The 13,247-nt window shown below is 36.7% G+C and carries 19 protein-coding genes and 1 pseudogene; 12 read left to right on the plus strand and 8 right to left on the minus strand.

What is annotated here, in order from left to right; translation table 11 throughout:
- Both CDG59_RS14435 and CDG59_RS14440 read left to right on the plus strand, forming a co-directional pair.
- Positions 1 to 213, plus strand: a 213-nt coding sequence (locus CDG59_RS14435) for an IS3 family transposase (RefSeq protein WP_143225231.1), incomplete at its 5' end; no start/stop codon positions are given.
- Positions 214 to 291: 78 nt separating this feature from the next.
- Complete coding sequence (locus CDG59_RS14440; RefSeq protein ID WP_004871243.1) at positions 292 to 1,701, plus strand: TIGR00341 family protein; 1,410 nt, start codon at positions 292 to 294, stop codon at positions 1,699 to 1,701.
- Between the two features lie 32 nt (positions 1,702 to 1,733).
- Here the strand turns inward: CDG59_RS14440 and CDG59_RS14445 are convergent.
- Positions 1,734 to 2,570 (minus strand): annotated as a pseudogene (locus tag CDG59_RS14445) (BCCT family transporter); the annotation flags it as partial.
- Between the two features lie 274 nt (positions 2,571 to 2,844).
- Here CDG59_RS14445 and CDG59_RS14450 point away from each other — a divergent pair.
- The 3 genes from CDG59_RS14450 to CDG59_RS14460 all read left to right on the plus strand — a co-directional run bounded on the left by CDG59_RS14450 (position 2,845) and on the right by CDG59_RS14460 (position 5,845).
- Entirely contained in the window at positions 2,845 to 3,411 is a 567-nt protein-coding gene (locus tag CDG59_RS14450) for a recombinase family protein (RefSeq protein WP_000678311.1), read from the plus strand.
- A 296-nt stretch (positions 3,412 to 3,707) separates the two neighbouring features.
- Complete coding sequence (locus CDG59_RS14455; RefSeq protein ID WP_087545979.1) at positions 3,708 to 4,478, plus strand: GIY-YIG nuclease family protein; 771 nt, start codon at positions 3,708 to 3,710, stop codon at positions 4,476 to 4,478.
- A 140-nt stretch (positions 4,479 to 4,618) separates the two neighbouring features.
- Complete coding sequence (locus CDG59_RS14460) at positions 4,619 to 5,845, plus strand: hypothetical protein (RefSeq protein ID WP_087545992.1); 1,227 nt, start codon at positions 4,619 to 4,621, stop codon at positions 5,843 to 5,845.
- 37 nt (positions 5,846 to 5,882) lie between these two features.
- On the opposite strand, the gene CDG59_RS14465 is transcribed toward CDG59_RS14460, so the two are convergent.
- The 4 genes from CDG59_RS14465 to CDG59_RS14480 all read right to left on the minus strand — a co-directional run bounded on the left by CDG59_RS14465 (position 5,883) and on the right by CDG59_RS14480 (position 7,443).
- Entirely contained in the window at positions 5,883 to 6,176 is a 294-nt protein-coding gene (locus CDG59_RS14465; protein WP_000221358.1) for a type II toxin-antitoxin system RelE family toxin, read from the minus strand.
- Entirely contained in the window at positions 6,166 to 6,411 is a 246-nt protein-coding gene (locus CDG59_RS14470) for a type II toxin-antitoxin system RelB/DinJ family antitoxin (RefSeq protein WP_000246755.1), read from the minus strand. The genes CDG59_RS14465 and CDG59_RS14470 overlap by 11 nt, the downstream gene beginning before the upstream one ends.
- Before the next feature lie 89 nt (positions 6,412 to 6,500).
- On the minus strand, positions 6,501 to 6,830 hold the full coding sequence (locus tag CDG59_RS14475; protein WP_087545980.1) for a hypothetical protein: 330 nt from the start codon (positions 6,828 to 6,830) through the stop codon (positions 6,501 to 6,503).
- The gene (locus CDG59_RS14480) at positions 6,823 to 7,443 is read right to left on the minus strand and encodes a hypothetical protein (RefSeq protein WP_087545982.1); all 621 of its coding nucleotides are present in this window, start codon (positions 7,441 to 7,443) and stop codon (positions 6,823 to 6,825) included. Before CDG59_RS14480 ends, CDG59_RS14475 begins: the two co-directional genes overlap by 8 nt.
- Before the next feature lie 205 nt (positions 7,444 to 7,648).
- Between CDG59_RS14480 and CDG59_RS14485 the strand changes: the two genes are divergently transcribed.
- Both CDG59_RS14485 and CDG59_RS14490 read left to right on the plus strand, forming a co-directional pair.
- A complete protein-coding gene (locus CDG59_RS14485; RefSeq protein ID WP_413772676.1) occupies positions 7,649 to 7,858 on the plus strand; it encodes a DUF4258 domain-containing protein in 210 nt (69 codons plus the stop codon).
- A gap of 11 nt (positions 7,859 to 7,869) precedes the next feature.
- Positions 7,870 to 8,208 (plus strand): hypothetical protein, encoded by a 339-nt coding sequence (locus CDG59_RS14490; protein WP_087545985.1) that lies wholly within the window; start codon positions 7,870 to 7,872, stop codon positions 8,206 to 8,208.
- Positions 8,209 to 8,273: 65 nt separating this feature from the next.
- On the opposite strand, the gene CDG59_RS14495 is transcribed toward CDG59_RS14490, so the two are convergent.
- Together CDG59_RS14495 and CDG59_RS14500 are read right to left on the minus strand one after the other, a co-directional pair.
- On the minus strand, positions 8,274 to 8,588 hold the full coding sequence (locus CDG59_RS14495) for a BrnA antitoxin family protein (protein WP_032032443.1): 315 nt from the start codon (positions 8,586 to 8,588) through the stop codon (positions 8,274 to 8,276).
- Complete coding sequence (locus CDG59_RS14500) at positions 8,575 to 8,862, minus strand: BrnT family toxin (RefSeq protein ID WP_087545986.1); 288 nt, start codon at positions 8,860 to 8,862, stop codon at positions 8,575 to 8,577. Before CDG59_RS14500 ends, CDG59_RS14495 begins: the two co-directional genes overlap by 14 nt.
- Positions 8,863 to 9,386: 524 nt before the next feature.
- Here CDG59_RS14500 and CDG59_RS14505 point away from each other — a divergent pair.
- From CDG59_RS14505 to CDG59_RS14525, 5 genes are all read left to right on the plus strand, one after another.
- Complete coding sequence (locus CDG59_RS14505; RefSeq protein ID WP_087545988.1) at positions 9,387 to 10,841, plus strand: SulP family inorganic anion transporter; 1,455 nt, start codon at positions 9,387 to 9,389, stop codon at positions 10,839 to 10,841.
- A gap of 220 nt (positions 10,842 to 11,061) precedes the next feature.
- On the plus strand, positions 11,062 to 11,667 hold the full coding sequence (locus tag CDG59_RS14510) for a recombinase family protein (RefSeq protein ID WP_087545989.1): 606 nt from the start codon (positions 11,062 to 11,064) through the stop codon (positions 11,665 to 11,667).
- Between the two features lie 69 nt (positions 11,668 to 11,736).
- Positions 11,737 to 12,180, plus strand: coding sequence for a hypothetical protein (locus tag CDG59_RS14515; protein ID WP_087545991.1), 444 nt, complete (start codon positions 11,737 to 11,739; stop codon positions 12,178 to 12,180).
- A 2-nt stretch (positions 12,181 to 12,182) separates the two neighbouring features.
- Positions 12,183 to 12,431, plus strand: a complete 249-nt coding sequence (locus CDG59_RS14520; protein ID WP_005021145.1) for a type II toxin-antitoxin system Phd/YefM family antitoxin — start codon at positions 12,183 to 12,185, stop codon at positions 12,429 to 12,431.
- Positions 12,421 to 12,708 (plus strand): type II toxin-antitoxin system RelE family toxin, encoded by a 288-nt coding sequence (locus CDG59_RS14525; RefSeq protein WP_005134734.1) that lies wholly within the window; start codon positions 12,421 to 12,423, stop codon positions 12,706 to 12,708. The genes CDG59_RS14520 and CDG59_RS14525 overlap by 11 nt, the downstream gene beginning before the upstream one ends.
- A gap of 89 nt (positions 12,709 to 12,797) precedes the next feature.
- On the opposite strand, the gene CDG59_RS15795 is transcribed toward CDG59_RS14525, so the two are convergent.
- A complete protein-coding gene (locus tag CDG59_RS15795; protein ID WP_227519136.1) occupies positions 12,798 to 13,085 on the minus strand; it encodes a DUF6173 family protein in 288 nt (95 codons plus the stop codon).
- Between the last annotated feature and the right edge of the window lie 162 nt (positions 13,086 to 13,247).

Here is a 13,247-nt window from a genome sequence, read left to right on the forward strand (position 1 = left end):
GGCGACTGCTTTGATAATGCACCGATAGAGAGTTTCTGGGGCATACTCAAAAATGAACTAGTCCATCATCGCAACTACAAAACAAGGGAAGAAGCCAAAGCGGATATTACAAAATATATAGAGTTATTTTATAATCAGCGAAGAATTCAAAAAGGCTTGGATTTTAAGACACCAAATCAAATGGCAGAAGACTTTTATCGGTTAGCTGCCTAGAATCTCCCAAGTGAAAGTCTCCTGCTAATTCAGCACACATCAGTCTTTCCACAGATGGATAAAAAGTAGGATGTTAAATTGACCAACACCTCTAATAAACACAACTCCTCCTTTAATTATACAAGTAGATTAAGACGTGCACGCCATCGCTTTAGTCTGCTGGCAGATAAGGCAGAAGATGATGAAATCGAGCGTCGTATTCGTGATGGGATTGAGCTATCAGGAGCCATTCCCTGGATTTTAATATTCGCTATTTTTATTGCATCAGTCGGATTAAATATCAATTCAACAGCCGTGGTTATTGGAGCAATGCTAATTTCTCCACTTATGGGACCGATCATGGGGGTGGGGCTGGGTGTAGCAGTTTATGACTTTAAACTGGTAAAACGGGCACTCTTCAACCTAGGTATTGCAACACTGATCAGCTTGGTCGTATCCACTCTATATTTCTCGATATCACCCCTCGATAATGCACAATCTGAACTTTTATCACGAACTAGCCCAACCGTTTGGGATGTGCTCATCGCATTATTTGGTGGATTGGCAGGAATCATTGGGATCACTCGAGAAGAAAAATCAAATGTTATTCCAGGGGTGGCGATTGCTACAGCATTGATGCCACCTGTCTGTACTGCTGGATTTGGTATTGCAACTGGACAGTGGAGCTTTGTTGGTGGTGCACTGTATTTATATACCATTAATTGTGTGTTCATCAGTTTGGCAACTATTATCGGTATCCGGATTTTAAGGTTAAAGCCACATAGTTTTGCTGACGAAAAAGTAGAAAGACGTGTAAAAATATCTTTGCTGATGATCGCAATGGTGACCGCAATTCCAAGTGCCTATCTGGCGACTAAATTAGTTAATGAAGAAGTTTTTAAATCAACTGCCAACAAATTCATTACACAAGAATTTACCTTTAAAGAAACACAAGTCGCCAGTTCAAAAATTGATAGCAAGACACGGACCATTGAGTTGGCTTTAGTCGGTTTGCCCTTAAGTCAGGCGACGTTGCAGAATATTGAAGGGAGACTTGCTGTTGCAAATCTCGAAGGAACTAAAATTATTGTGCATCAAACCAATGATGATAAGGTTGATGTGACTGCCTTAAAATCTGGGGTATTGAGTGATTTGTATCTGAATGGACAAGAAGCCCTGCGCCAAAAGGATGAACAGGTAAAACAATTACAGCAAGAATTAAGGGTGAAAAATGCTTTATTTGCCAATGCAAATGATGTTTTTGCAGAGCTACGTGCACAGCATCCCACTGTAAGCTCTATTTTTCTAGGACAAGGCATTGATTTACCGACTGATCCCAATCAAAAGCAAATACTGCAACTTAGTGTGAGAACATCTGAACCACTATCGAGTGAAGATCAAATTCGCATTGAAAATTGGTTCAAGGTTAGAATGAAGACGGATGCTGTACTATTAGATTTTTTGGTAAATCAAGATATTGTTAATCAAAAAGATAGCAGTTCAAACTAATACTTGTTAATTTGAACTGCTATGTAGATTGTTTAATTACGGACTACATTTAAAAAATACAAGTGGCGTTCGTATTGATCAATAATGTCCTGGAGTAAATCTTCTTGTGTCCATTCCATGACATTGTAGTTTTTCCCCCCTTCTTTTAGAAAAACTTCCGCTTTGTAATATTTCAGAGAGAGGCTACTTTCGTCATCGAGCATAAAACTCGGAGCTCGTGTTTCAGTAGCCACGACTTGATAGATGAAGTTGATTTCATTTTGATGATCTACTTTCAGTAATAGCCCCCCATCAACCTCACGGATTGAAACATCCAGATTCCGGCGCTGAAATTCATGTTTTATGTTCTGAAAAGCCTGATGAACATTCTGATGAATATAGGCTGTTACTTCGGCTTTAGAATGTGGGTAATGCATAATTAAACCTAGACGCTGTTGCCAGCTTCTTGGGTTTTGTATAGCTCGTGGTGTGATCCTAGCACTTTGTAGGGCCTGTACTTTTAAGACATCTAAACGTAGTGCCTTGATTAACCCCCAGCACAATAACAGCATAATGAAAGTAAAAGGCAAGGCACTCATGATCACTGCAGATTGCAAGGCACTTAAACCACCAACGATCAGCAAGATAATAGAAAGAACAGCAATCACAGCTGTCCAGAACAAACGTTGCCAAACAGGGGAGTGCTCCGTTTTAGCCGTAAGGTAATCTGTGATCAAGGCTCCTGAATCAGCCGAAGTAACAAAAAACAGGAAGATCAGGAGGGTAGCAACCAGACTGGATACACTAGAGAGAGGTAAAGTCTTTAAAAATTCGAATAAGGCAACAGAAGAATCTTTTTCTACAGCCAATACTAGACTGGAATGATTTTGAACCGTACCGGGTTTGTCGGAGACTTTTTTATTTAAGTTAGGCCACCTGACCTAACGGGTTAATCTTATCATTGAACCGTACTGGGTTTATCGGAGAGAAGTTTTTAATATCTAAATTTATGTAACTATAGAGTATACCCTAAAATTACATTTTAAAAGTTCTTAAAAACATGTACCATTTAAATGTTTTTTAATCATAAGTAACATGTAACTTTGGTATTAAAGATTTATAATTTACGAAATTGTTCATTTTTATCCAATTGGGGCGTAAAAAGTGAAAGGCCAAAAAGTAGGGTATGTCCGGGTAAGTTCTGTCGAGCAAAACACTGGACGTCAACTTGAAGGAATTGAGGTCGACCGGATTTTTGTTGACCGTGCTTCAGGTAAAAATACTGACCGACCTAAATTTCAGGAAATGTTGAACTATGTCCGGGAAGGGGACAGGGTGATTGTACATTCAATGGATCGTTTTGCGCGAAGCCTAAAAGATTTGGTCACTGAAGTAGATAAACTGGTCAAACGAGGGATCGCCATCCAGTTTGTAAAAGAAAATATTACTTTTACAGCCGAATCCACCCCGATGGATAATTTGATGCTTCAAATGATGGGTGCTTTTGCACAGTTCGAACGTGAGATCATTTTAGAGCGGCAAAAGGAAGGAATAAAACTCGCCTCTGCTCAGGGGAAGTACAAAGGTCGGGTGCATAAACTAAAGCCTGACCAAGCTGAAGCTTTACGACAAGCATGGAAGGAGGGGAAGTATCCATCGAAAATGGCATTAGGGAAAGCTTTTGGGATTAGTCGTCAGGCGGTATACCGATATTTACAAGTTAGTGAATAGCTTATTGGGATTAGCAACTAAATTTAGTTTAACTTATAAAAATCATGAAACACTGTTCGAATTTTAAGCGTGGAACATGAATAATCAATAAAAAGCCGCTCTGGTGCCCTATATTCCAGAACGGCTTGCTTTAATATAATGATATTTAAAGAGAAATATCAAGCATTTCGTATAAGAGATTTTATGTTAAATCATCTCCAAACTAATAACAGCATTGTTACAATATTTAGAGAAGAGATATGAGGGTAAATAATTGAGATATATATGGATCGTATGGAAAGTAATCGGTTAATGATATGAGTGAATATATATACATATTAAGTAATCCATCCATGCCTAACCTTATAAAAGTTGGTAAAACTACTAAACATCCCTCGAAACGAATGTCTGAACTACATTCGACAGGTGTCCCTACTCCATTTGAATTAGAGTTCAGTGCGATGGTAGACAATTGTGGGGCTAGTGAGTTAGCAGCACATAGAGCATTAGCAAATTATCGAGTTACAGGTAATCGTGAGTTTTTTAGAATTTCCGTGAAAAAAGCTATTGAGCTAATTTTACCAGTAATTGGTAATTACAAGATTCATGATGTAAAACAAAGTCATGGTATAGATCAAATTTGTCAGGAATTAGTTCGTAGAGAAAATGAAAGGAGGAAAGTTGAGCTAGCTCAACAGATAGCGAGGAAGAGAGAAGATGATAGGCGAGAAGCAGAGCGTTTATCGAGACGTAAGCCAATAGAAGAAAAAATTGTCTCTTATGAACAAAAATTAAAGCAATTGGGACCACGACCAATTAAAGAAGAACTATCTGGTTTTGAAAACTTCTTATTCATGTGTCTCTTCCCACTACCATTTGGTTGGATATTCTGGTTAGGTGCCTTAAGTCTTTTTACTGGAGAAAGCCTAGTATTCGGTTGGTTATCTATTGGGGCTATTATCGGTGGATTTTTTGTATATCAGAAAGATAAAGAAATCGATGAGGCTTTTAATAAAGTAAATAAACCTTTTAAAGAGATTGATGAAAATTTAAATGAATTGCGTAAAGAGTTAGAAAAAATTTATTAATTTATGGGTTAGCGCTTTAAACGACATTTATTGTCGCTTAAAGCACTAACTATATTGCTAAAAAATTAGCAAAAAAATAAGGTTGTAGTTACTGAAATATATGAATAATCACCATGGATATATCTTATTTGAAGAGCACTATGACTCTGGATGAATTTCGAAAATCCTTAAGTGAGAGAGATTTAAAAGGTCTTGATTCTGAATTTACATATTCAACTAGAAAGTTGGTTTCTTTATTCAAAGCTGATGGTGCTCATTTAAATAGATGGTGGGTACTTACACCAGTAGAATGGTCTTGTCCTTGTTGTAAACGTTCGAAGTCTCAGATCGTACGTTTAAATAAAAATAACTACTTAACATGCCAGCTTCATGAACATCATGATCATATGGAAGAAGTAGTAAGAACATTATTTGAAAAGTATTCCACATCAAAAAAGCAACAAGTTGGTGATGAGCTTTCTGAAAGATTTGCCATCAAATCAGCATTTTCTTTATCTGCATACGATAAGACAATTGTTTGTTTTGACTGCAACAAAGCTGATGCAGATGCAAAAAAAATAGTTAAAGCACATAATTTTTTCTCCTTCTCTCCTAAAGAAATATCAGAATTTGTTATAGCTTCTCCAAATAAAGAACATCAAATTAATGAAGAAGTTGCAAAAAAAGTATGGGAACGAGTGCGGCCTATATTTCACATACGTATGGAAATGGCTGAAAGATTTGCCATGATTGCAGCAGAGAAGAAAGATTGGTATCAACCATCAGAGGAAACATCTAGACAGATAGAAAGACGTTCTAAATGGTTGTTTGAACATAATAATTTATTGGAAATTGATAAATACGAACCTGAAAAGATACTTTACAACACTGAACATTTTAAAGGTCCAAATAATTCTTGGAGATTAAAAGGTAATCCACTTATAACCAAAAGACCTTCTAAAGAAGAGTTATCTTATCTCATATCTACTAAAGGAAAATATTGGGAACGTTATGATGAGAATTGGAAATGCCCAGGTTGTTTTAGGCAGAAATATGAATGTGTAAGACCTTCAAATAAAAACAAATGGGTTCTGGAAATAAAGTCTGCACCACTATTTTTTGATGAGATCTTCGATATAAATAATCAAGCTGATCCAATGTGTATTGATTGTATGAATACCGCAATAGAGTTAGGTCGGGAAGTAATTAAACAAACAGGAGAATGTTTTGATTTCCCTAGTTCTGCTGTTACTTTAAGGGAATTAAGACAAGTTGTAATACCTAGACCTCATTCTAAGCATTTGTTTAAAAATCAAATCATTGATCAAATTATTCCTAGTATGGTAAGCAGGTTTAAGGAATTTTTAGAGCAAGATAAAGCTAAATAAGTAGTAAAAAAGCGTAGGAGGAGACTCCTCCGCTTTTTCAATCTTTAATCCTTTTTTTTGCTTCGTCATAAACTATGCTATCAGCTCGTTTTCCGACGGTAATGAGCAGGATAACTACTTGATCATCTTTAACTTGATAGACAAGTCGGACACCAGCTTTTAATAATTTGATTTTATAGCAACCTGCAAGATCGCCTCTAAGCATATTCTTTGGAATATGTGGCTGCTCTATGACTTTGGCTAGTTTCTTTTTAAATTGATCTCGTATAGCAACAGGGAGTTTTTCCCATTCTGCTGTAAAGTCCTTGTGACGTAAAAGCTTATAAGTCATCTAATGTGACTTCCTCAAACATCTCTTTAGGATCATTAATGCGCTTACGGACAAGAGCTAATAATTCTTCATCTTCTTCCGAAAGCAAAGCTTTTTTGACAGGCAGTTTCCCAGTCGTAGCAACATACTCAAGAATACTAGTGAAGAAATCCGTAGGTGCAATACCTTGCTCTTTAAGGATTGAATAAGATTTTTCTTTAAGGGCTTCATCGATCCTGAAGTTAACAGTAGCCATCATATTTCCCAAGTATTTAATGTACTAGGAACAGTGTAATGCAAATTGCATTACAAGTCGACTTCGCATAACAGCCATTATGTTAAATATTAATGCTCTTTCGACTCCTTTAATTCCAAACTAGCTAAACTCAATTTTCCATTTAAATACGCTTTTTGATGTAAGTTTAAATTTGATGTATCTAAGTCAGCTAAATTCTTACCTGAACTATCTAGATATTCAGCCAAAGCAAAAATTAATTTTTCTTTAATAATCATATTAATAAACTTAGTTTTATTAATATCCAATTTCTCGCAATAAAATTCCAATTTTTTGAAATCCTCTTGTTCAAGTTGAAAGGATAATGGAGAAGATTTTTCTTCTGTAGATTCAAATTCTTTTGCATGGGCTTTACCAAGCTCTTTAAAAAAATTAGTCATTTTCATTCTCCATAGATTTAATAGAATTAAATTCTTTATTAAATTCCTCATTAAACATAGGATCTAAGTCTCTCATGCGAAATAATGCTCTAATCACATGAAAAGGTGATTTTAAGATTATGGCATCCTCTCGTAGTTCTCTAATTAGAGCATTAATATCTATATAATTTTGAGATTTATGATGTTTACCAATTAGATAGGTATAGTATGCTGAATCTAAATAAGTTGATACTAACTCCTGCAATAACTTAGTTCTACTAATAGATAAATTACTAGCTATAGCTTCTAAGATTTGTTTCTGAAATTCAGAAATCTTTACAGATAATCCTTTACTATCCTTTGATTCTTTCAATAAATTTGCAGTTTTTCCCATCGTAAAAAAACTACTTAAATTATCGATACTAAGTGTATAAGCCTCATTAAAACTATCAATTTGATCTTCATTTGGTTCGGCCATAAGCAACTCTAAGTGCATTGACTCAGCTAAACCTATGAACTCAATTAATTCATTCAATTCATCTATATCTCTAAAATTTAAGTTTTCCTCATCACTGTTTCGATTTTTTAGGAAAATTTTTATAACTGCATCCAAATCTTTATGACGATTAATCATTAGTTAGTCCTGATTACCTTTTAATTGATTCTAAGAAAAAATAGAATACAAGTCAAATACAAGAAAAATTTATTTTAATTAAAAAAATATTTGACATGTATTTTTATATAATTTAGTCTAAAAATTACACAAAGATCAGGACGCAAAAATGATTAAAACTACCCATTTCATGAAAAGAACTTCTCAACGAGGAATTACCAAGGCAATGGTTAACTATGCGTTAGAGCATGGTGAAATCGATGGCGATAAGTTGATCGTGAATAGAAAATTGATCCTTCGTCATCGAGAAGAAGTACTACGTGAATTAGCTGTGATGGCTAAGCTACTAGATAAAGGTGGAATCGTTGTTGTTAGTGAATATGAGTCTTTAATTACGGCCTACGATTTTGATAGTCGTAAAAACAAATATTCTTAAGGAATCGTGTTATGAACAAGAAATATGAAAATGAAGACAAAATCTATGTATGGCATTCTGATGATACTTTGAATAGATATCAGCAAGAAGAACCATCTGATCTTCCATACAATGATGATGAGTCATACGAAGCAGAGCCTAGTAGTCCCCCTCCTAGAAAACCACTCTCACTTTCATTAACAGGGGCTAACAGAGGATTTATATCTAATCATTCTGGATCAGATTATGAAGGCTCAGAAAACTATGAACATGATGATAATGGAGATCTTATGAATTACTCAGGTGTATACGATAGTGTTATCAATGATCTTAGTGAGCATGAAGGTTATCAGGAAGGTTATGATTATTGAGTTTCCCTAAAATTAACATAATACGCCTTATACGAAGTCAAAAATGGGAGCCTAAGCTCCCATTTTTATTGATGATTTTTTAATTCTTTTAGCATGGCATCCCGTAAAATTTCATTCATTCGTGTTTGATAGCCTTTGCCTTGAGCTTTAAACCATGCAAGTACATCAGCATCTAAACGAATAGATGTTTGTTGCTTCACTGGACGGTAGAATTGATTGTGGCGTACAGCATTACTCCAGTCGGTAATTTCAGGAATATCTGATAGGTCTAGTTGATCGTCAGGAAGCATTCCTTTAGCAAGCAAGCGTTCAATTTCAGCATCTTGCTTGTCACTGAATTTTTCATTCAGTTCTTTGCGTGAGTGTCTAACCATGCTCATATTTATCTCGCTCCGCTTTTGTTACCTGTCTTGCACTAATAATTCTTATGATTTCACAGTCATCGTCATCAAAGATGGTGTGAGCTACTAAGAGCATTAGTACGCCTTTCACTTTTCCAATGGTCTGCCAACGTTCTTCACCATCGGTATGTCTGTCTTGGATTGAGATCCTCAACGGATCTTCAAAAACAAGGCTTGCAGTTTCGAAAGAGACATCGTGCTTTTTCTGATTCTTTCGATTCTTAGCCTCATCCCATTCAAAATACTGTTCCATAAAAAACATTCAAATTTGTATATACAATAATGTATCATAAAATTGTATCTCTCAAGTTGAGAAGCGTAATTTTTAGTCAAATTTATTGGCAAAAACTATCAAAACTGCTCATAAAAAAGCCGACTTGTTTCAAAATCGGCATTTTTGGCTTTTTAAGTTTTTATTAAGTATCTGATATTTATATTAATATACAAGTGCATTGCGTATAACCACCATTATGTTAAATGGCGGTGGTTTATAGGGGGATTTCACGATTTTTTATGATGACTTTAAGCCTTCTTTGATTTGAGTCATCCATTTCTACAATGTGACTAGGGTGGCTAGAATGATGACTAGCTGTTATCCTTATCCTGATTTTCTCTCAAACCAAGCTCTTACTTTATGACACTTACTCCACCATAAGTTTATTTACCCCTTAAATCAGTAAATAACTCATCACTGTCTAGTGATGTGGTGTAGTCGCTTGTGTGTTGTATATATCACATCACTAGCCTCTCTAAAAAATCAAAAAACAGGCTATGTTTATGTTATCTCATGTACGAGAACAATGGTTCTCTAACATCCGCGGGGATGTACTTGCCGGGCTTGTCGTAGGTCTTGCACTCATCCCTGAAGCCATCGCTTTCTCAATTATTGCCGGTGTAGATCCGAAAGTGGGTTTATACGCATCCTTCTGTATTGCTGTCGTGATTTCTTTCGTAGGTGGCCGTCCAGCTATGATTTCCGCAGCCACAGGGGCGATGGCGCTGCTCATGGTCACATTGGTCAAAGAGCATGGGCTTGAATACCTGCTTGCTGCAACAATTTTGACTGGTGTGATTCAAATACTGGCAGGCTATTTAAAACTCGCCAAGTTGATGCGATTCGTATCTAAATCTGTGGTCATTGGATTCGTCAATGCGTTAGCGATCTTGATCTTTATGGCTCAGTTGCCTGAATTGATTAATGTGACCTGGCATGTGTATGCTTTGGTTGCTTTAGGTCTGGCCATTATTTATCTATTCCCTCTGATTCCAAAACTAGGAAAATTACTTCCTTCTCCGCTTGTCTGCATTATTGCGATCACATTACTGGCAATCGCCTTGGGCATTGATGTACGGACTGTGGGGGATATGGGTTCGTTACCTGACACACTTCCAATGTTCTTGATTCCCAATATTCCTTTGAATATTGAAACATTGATGATCATTTTGCCGTATTCAGTCGCATTAGCTGCTGTAGGTTTACTTGAATCTATGATGACAGCAACTATCGTGGATGAAATGACGGATACGCCAAGTGATAAATATCAGGAATGTAAAGGACAAGGTATCGCGAATATTGCCTCTGGTTTCATCGGTGGTATGGCAGGTTGTGCCATGATCGGTCAATCCATGATTAACGTAAAGTCAGGTGGTTTAACACGTTTATCAACGTTCTCTGCGGGTATTTTTCTTCTTATTCTGGTTGTGTTTATTAGTGACTGGCTGAAAGTGATTCCAATGGCTGCGTTGGTTGCTGTGATGATTATGGTCTCTATCAGTACTTTTGAATGGAGTTCTGTTACCCAGTTAAAAGACAATCCTAAGAGCAGCAATATCGTCATGATTGCTACGGTGATTGTAGTTGTTGCTACGCATAACCTGGCTTTGGGTGTATTAACAGGCGTATTACTTTCAGCCTTATTCTTGGCGAATAAACTTGAAAATGACATCCAGGTAAAAGCATCTTTTGAAGGAACAGCCCGTTTGTATGATTTGAGAGGTCAGATTTTCTTTAGTTCTTCTGAAAAATTCATGCAAGGTTTTGACTTTAAGGAAGACGTTAAGGACGTGATTATTGATTTGACCAATTCTCACATTTGGGATGTAACGTCTGTTGCCATGCTTGATTCTGTGGTCAATAAGTTTCAAAAGAATGGTTCGAATGTCACTGTACGTGGCTTAAATGAAGCCAGTTCTATCATGATTGATAAGTATGGGACGCATGCCAGAATTTAAGTTCATGAGATTCTACATTTATGTAGAATCTCTAAAATTAACATAATACACGTTATACGAATTCCCAAGGCATGGCTTTTAGTCATGCTTTTTTTATCAAAAGACTATACCCGAATGAGAAACAGCGAAACGGTAAATAGCTACTATCATTAGACTTGAAACCATAATCAAATGACAGTGTTATCATAGGACTTTATAATTTAAGTACAAATGATAAAACATGAATACACGAATCTATCTTCGCGCCTCTACCAAAGATCAGGATGCAGAAAGGGCATTGGCTGAACTGAATGCTCTCAACAACTCGTTGGAATTGGGAAAGCCAATCATCTATGTTGAGCATTACAGTGGAACAAAGCTAGAACGGCCAGAGCTGAATAAGTTGCTGCAGGAAGCAAACCAAGGAGATGCATTACTTGTTGAAAGTGTGGATCGGCTATCACGACTAACCCAACATGACTTCAATGAACTCAAACGAAGAATCCAAGAGAAAGGCCTCCGATTGATTGTCGCGGATCTTCCGACCACTCATCACCTGAGCCAAGTCAATAACAATATCACAAGCTCTATTCTAGGTCTGATCAACAACATGCTGATTGACCTATTGGCTACGATGGCTCGCCTGGATAACGAGAAGCGCATAGAGCGCATTAAGCAAGGCCTTGAGCGTTCTGGCTACAAACCAACAGGGAAGAAACCAAACCAGACCAAACATAAGCGCATCAAAGAGCTGCTGGCCTCAAATACAATGACCAAAGATGAAATCGCTAAAGCTGTGGGCTGTGGTGTGGCAACTGTCTATCGTGTAGCAAAGAGGGTTAATTAGAGTTTTTTAAAAGCACGTTTAAATGTGCTTTTATCTGTGCTATAGTCCTATTGTTGAATAGGAGTACCTATGAATTCTGATGCTATCTGGACTGAAACTGAAGAATCTCGTTTAAAACGAGAGGATGAAGTTCGTATGCAGGAACTCAGACGTCTATTTGATTTAATGGATGAAAGAGAGCACCAACAAATTCAAGCCAAAGAGTTAGAAGAAGCTCTTAATGTCCTTTCTTGGGTTGATGTAGTACGTGCATTAGAAAGTTGCCTAGATTGTATAGTTCCCGAAAGACGGGAAATGCGATCACAATCTATAGACCGTATTGAGCAACATCGTAAATGGTTAAAGGCATTTCGTTCAGCGATGCCTTACCTTGCGAAGATACTGCTAGTTACTGATGCCTCCTTGCTTATCAGATTGAGATCCACATTGGACCGGTATGCTGAAATTAGCTACCCGAATCTACTCGTAATGATTCAACCCAAACTCCAAACACTAAATTCTATAGAGGCTTAACTATGACTCAATTAATCCATGCGCGAATGACTGCAAGTATTACTGAACTCAAAAAGAGTCCGATGGATACAGTGCTCGCAGGAAAAGGTGAACCTGTAGCAATCCTCAATCGTAATACACCAGCGTTTTACTGTGTTCCTGCTGATCTATATGAAACGATGATGGAGCAACTAGAAGACTTGGAACTGAATAAGATTGCAGATGCTCGTGCGAATCAGAAACGCGTTCGAGTAAATATTGATGACCTATAAGTTAGACTTTTTAGAAGAAGCATTAGCAGAATGGAATAAGCTGAATCCAAGTATTAAGCAGCCATTGAAGAAAAAGTTGATCAAGGTTTTGGAGAATCCTCGTATTCCCAAGAATAAGCTGTCAGGGCATCCTAACCGCTACAAGATCAAGCTTCGCAGCATTGGTTATCGTCTGGTTTATGAAGTCATTGATGATGAGGTAGTTGTCATCGTGATTGCTGTAGGCAGACGTGAAAACAATGCTGTCTATGATGATGCTAATTCTAGACACTCATAAATAGGTGTCCATTTAATTCTAAGTGGACATTAATCCAATGTTTAGCATGCGTCTTATAAACGAAATCATAAAAATTTAAATTAATTAACCTATTTGGCTATATCAAACTCTTCCCAGTTTGCAAAACCTATTGGTTTTTTGGGTTGCTGTGGGTCTAAACGCTTCATCTTCATAAGCAGAATACTTATTTGACTCACATGTTGAATTAGTTCAACTGGTTCTCCAACTTCAGTCTTACCTTTAAAAGAGATTAATGATGGATTCCAATAACCAATATCTTCAATGTGAAAAGTAACAGTTTGTCCAAAGTTTACTAGCCTAACACCAACTTCAAATTCATCATCTAGTGATCTATGAAATTCATTTATCCAATTAATTAGGCGCTCATAAAATTCACTAGCTAAATTTGGATTAGGGCTTGTTGAGAATTAACAAAGGGTACTGATTAATTTATAATAGTACTATGGATAGATACATACTTACTGATGCCCAATGGGCAAAAATGGAACCTTTTTGCCTAGGTAAAGTGACCGATCGAG

Origin of the sequence: Acinetobacter sp. WCHA29 (assembly GCF_002165335.1) — a bacterium.
In the GTDB taxonomy this organism is placed as follows: Bacteria; Pseudomonadota; Gammaproteobacteria; order Pseudomonadales; family Moraxellaceae; genus Acinetobacter.

What these genes read in the sequence shown, in the direction of transcription:
- CDG59_RS14455 (WP_087545979.1), top strand. Translation starts at nt 3,708, where the DNA reads ATGAGTGAATATATATACATATTAAGTAATCCATCCATGCCTAACCTT.
- CDG59_RS14460 (WP_087545992.1), top strand. Translation starts at nt 4,619, where the DNA reads ATGACTCTGGATGAATTTCGAAAATCCTTAAGTGAGAGAGATTTAAAA.
- CDG59_RS14465 (WP_000221358.1), bottom strand. Translation starts at nt 6,176, where the DNA reads ATGACTTATAAGCTTTTACGTCACAAGGACTTTACAGCAGAATGGGAA.
- CDG59_RS14470 (WP_000246755.1), bottom strand. Translation starts at nt 6,411, where the DNA reads ATGGCTACTGTTAACTTCAGGATCGATGAAGCCCTTAAAGAAAAATCT.
- CDG59_RS14475 (WP_087545980.1), bottom strand. Translation starts at nt 6,830, where the DNA reads ATGACTAATTTTTTTAAAGAGCTTGGTAAAGCCCATGCAAAAGAATTT.
- CDG59_RS14480 (WP_087545982.1), bottom strand. Translation starts at nt 7,443, where the DNA reads ATGATTAATCGTCATAAAGATTTGGATGCAGTTATAAAAATTTTCCTA.
- CDG59_RS14485 (WP_413772676.1), top strand. Translation starts at nt 7,649, where the DNA reads ATGGTTAACTATGCGTTAGAGCATGGTGAAATCGATGGCGATAAGTTG.
- CDG59_RS14490 (WP_087545985.1), top strand. Translation starts at nt 7,870, where the DNA reads ATGAACAAGAAATATGAAAATGAAGACAAAATCTATGTATGGCATTCT.
- CDG59_RS14495 (WP_032032443.1), bottom strand. Translation starts at nt 8,588, where the DNA reads ATGAGCATGGTTAGACACTCACGCAAAGAACTGAATGAAAAATTCAGT.
- CDG59_RS14500 (WP_087545986.1), bottom strand. Translation starts at nt 8,862, where the DNA reads ATGGAACAGTATTTTGAATGGGATGAGGCTAAGAATCGAAAGAATCAG.
- CDG59_RS14505 (WP_087545988.1), top strand. Translation starts at nt 9,387, where the DNA reads ATGTTATCTCATGTACGAGAACAATGGTTCTCTAACATCCGCGGGGAT.
- CDG59_RS14510 (WP_087545989.1), top strand. Translation starts at nt 11,062, where the DNA reads ATGAATACACGAATCTATCTTCGCGCCTCTACCAAAGATCAGGATGCA.
- CDG59_RS14515 (WP_087545991.1), top strand. Translation starts at nt 11,737, where the DNA reads ATGAATTCTGATGCTATCTGGACTGAAACTGAAGAATCTCGTTTAAAA.
- CDG59_RS14520 (WP_005021145.1), top strand. Translation starts at nt 12,183, where the DNA reads ATGACTCAATTAATCCATGCGCGAATGACTGCAAGTATTACTGAACTC.
- CDG59_RS14525 (WP_005134734.1), top strand. Translation starts at nt 12,421, where the DNA reads ATGACCTATAAGTTAGACTTTTTAGAAGAAGCATTAGCAGAATGGAAT.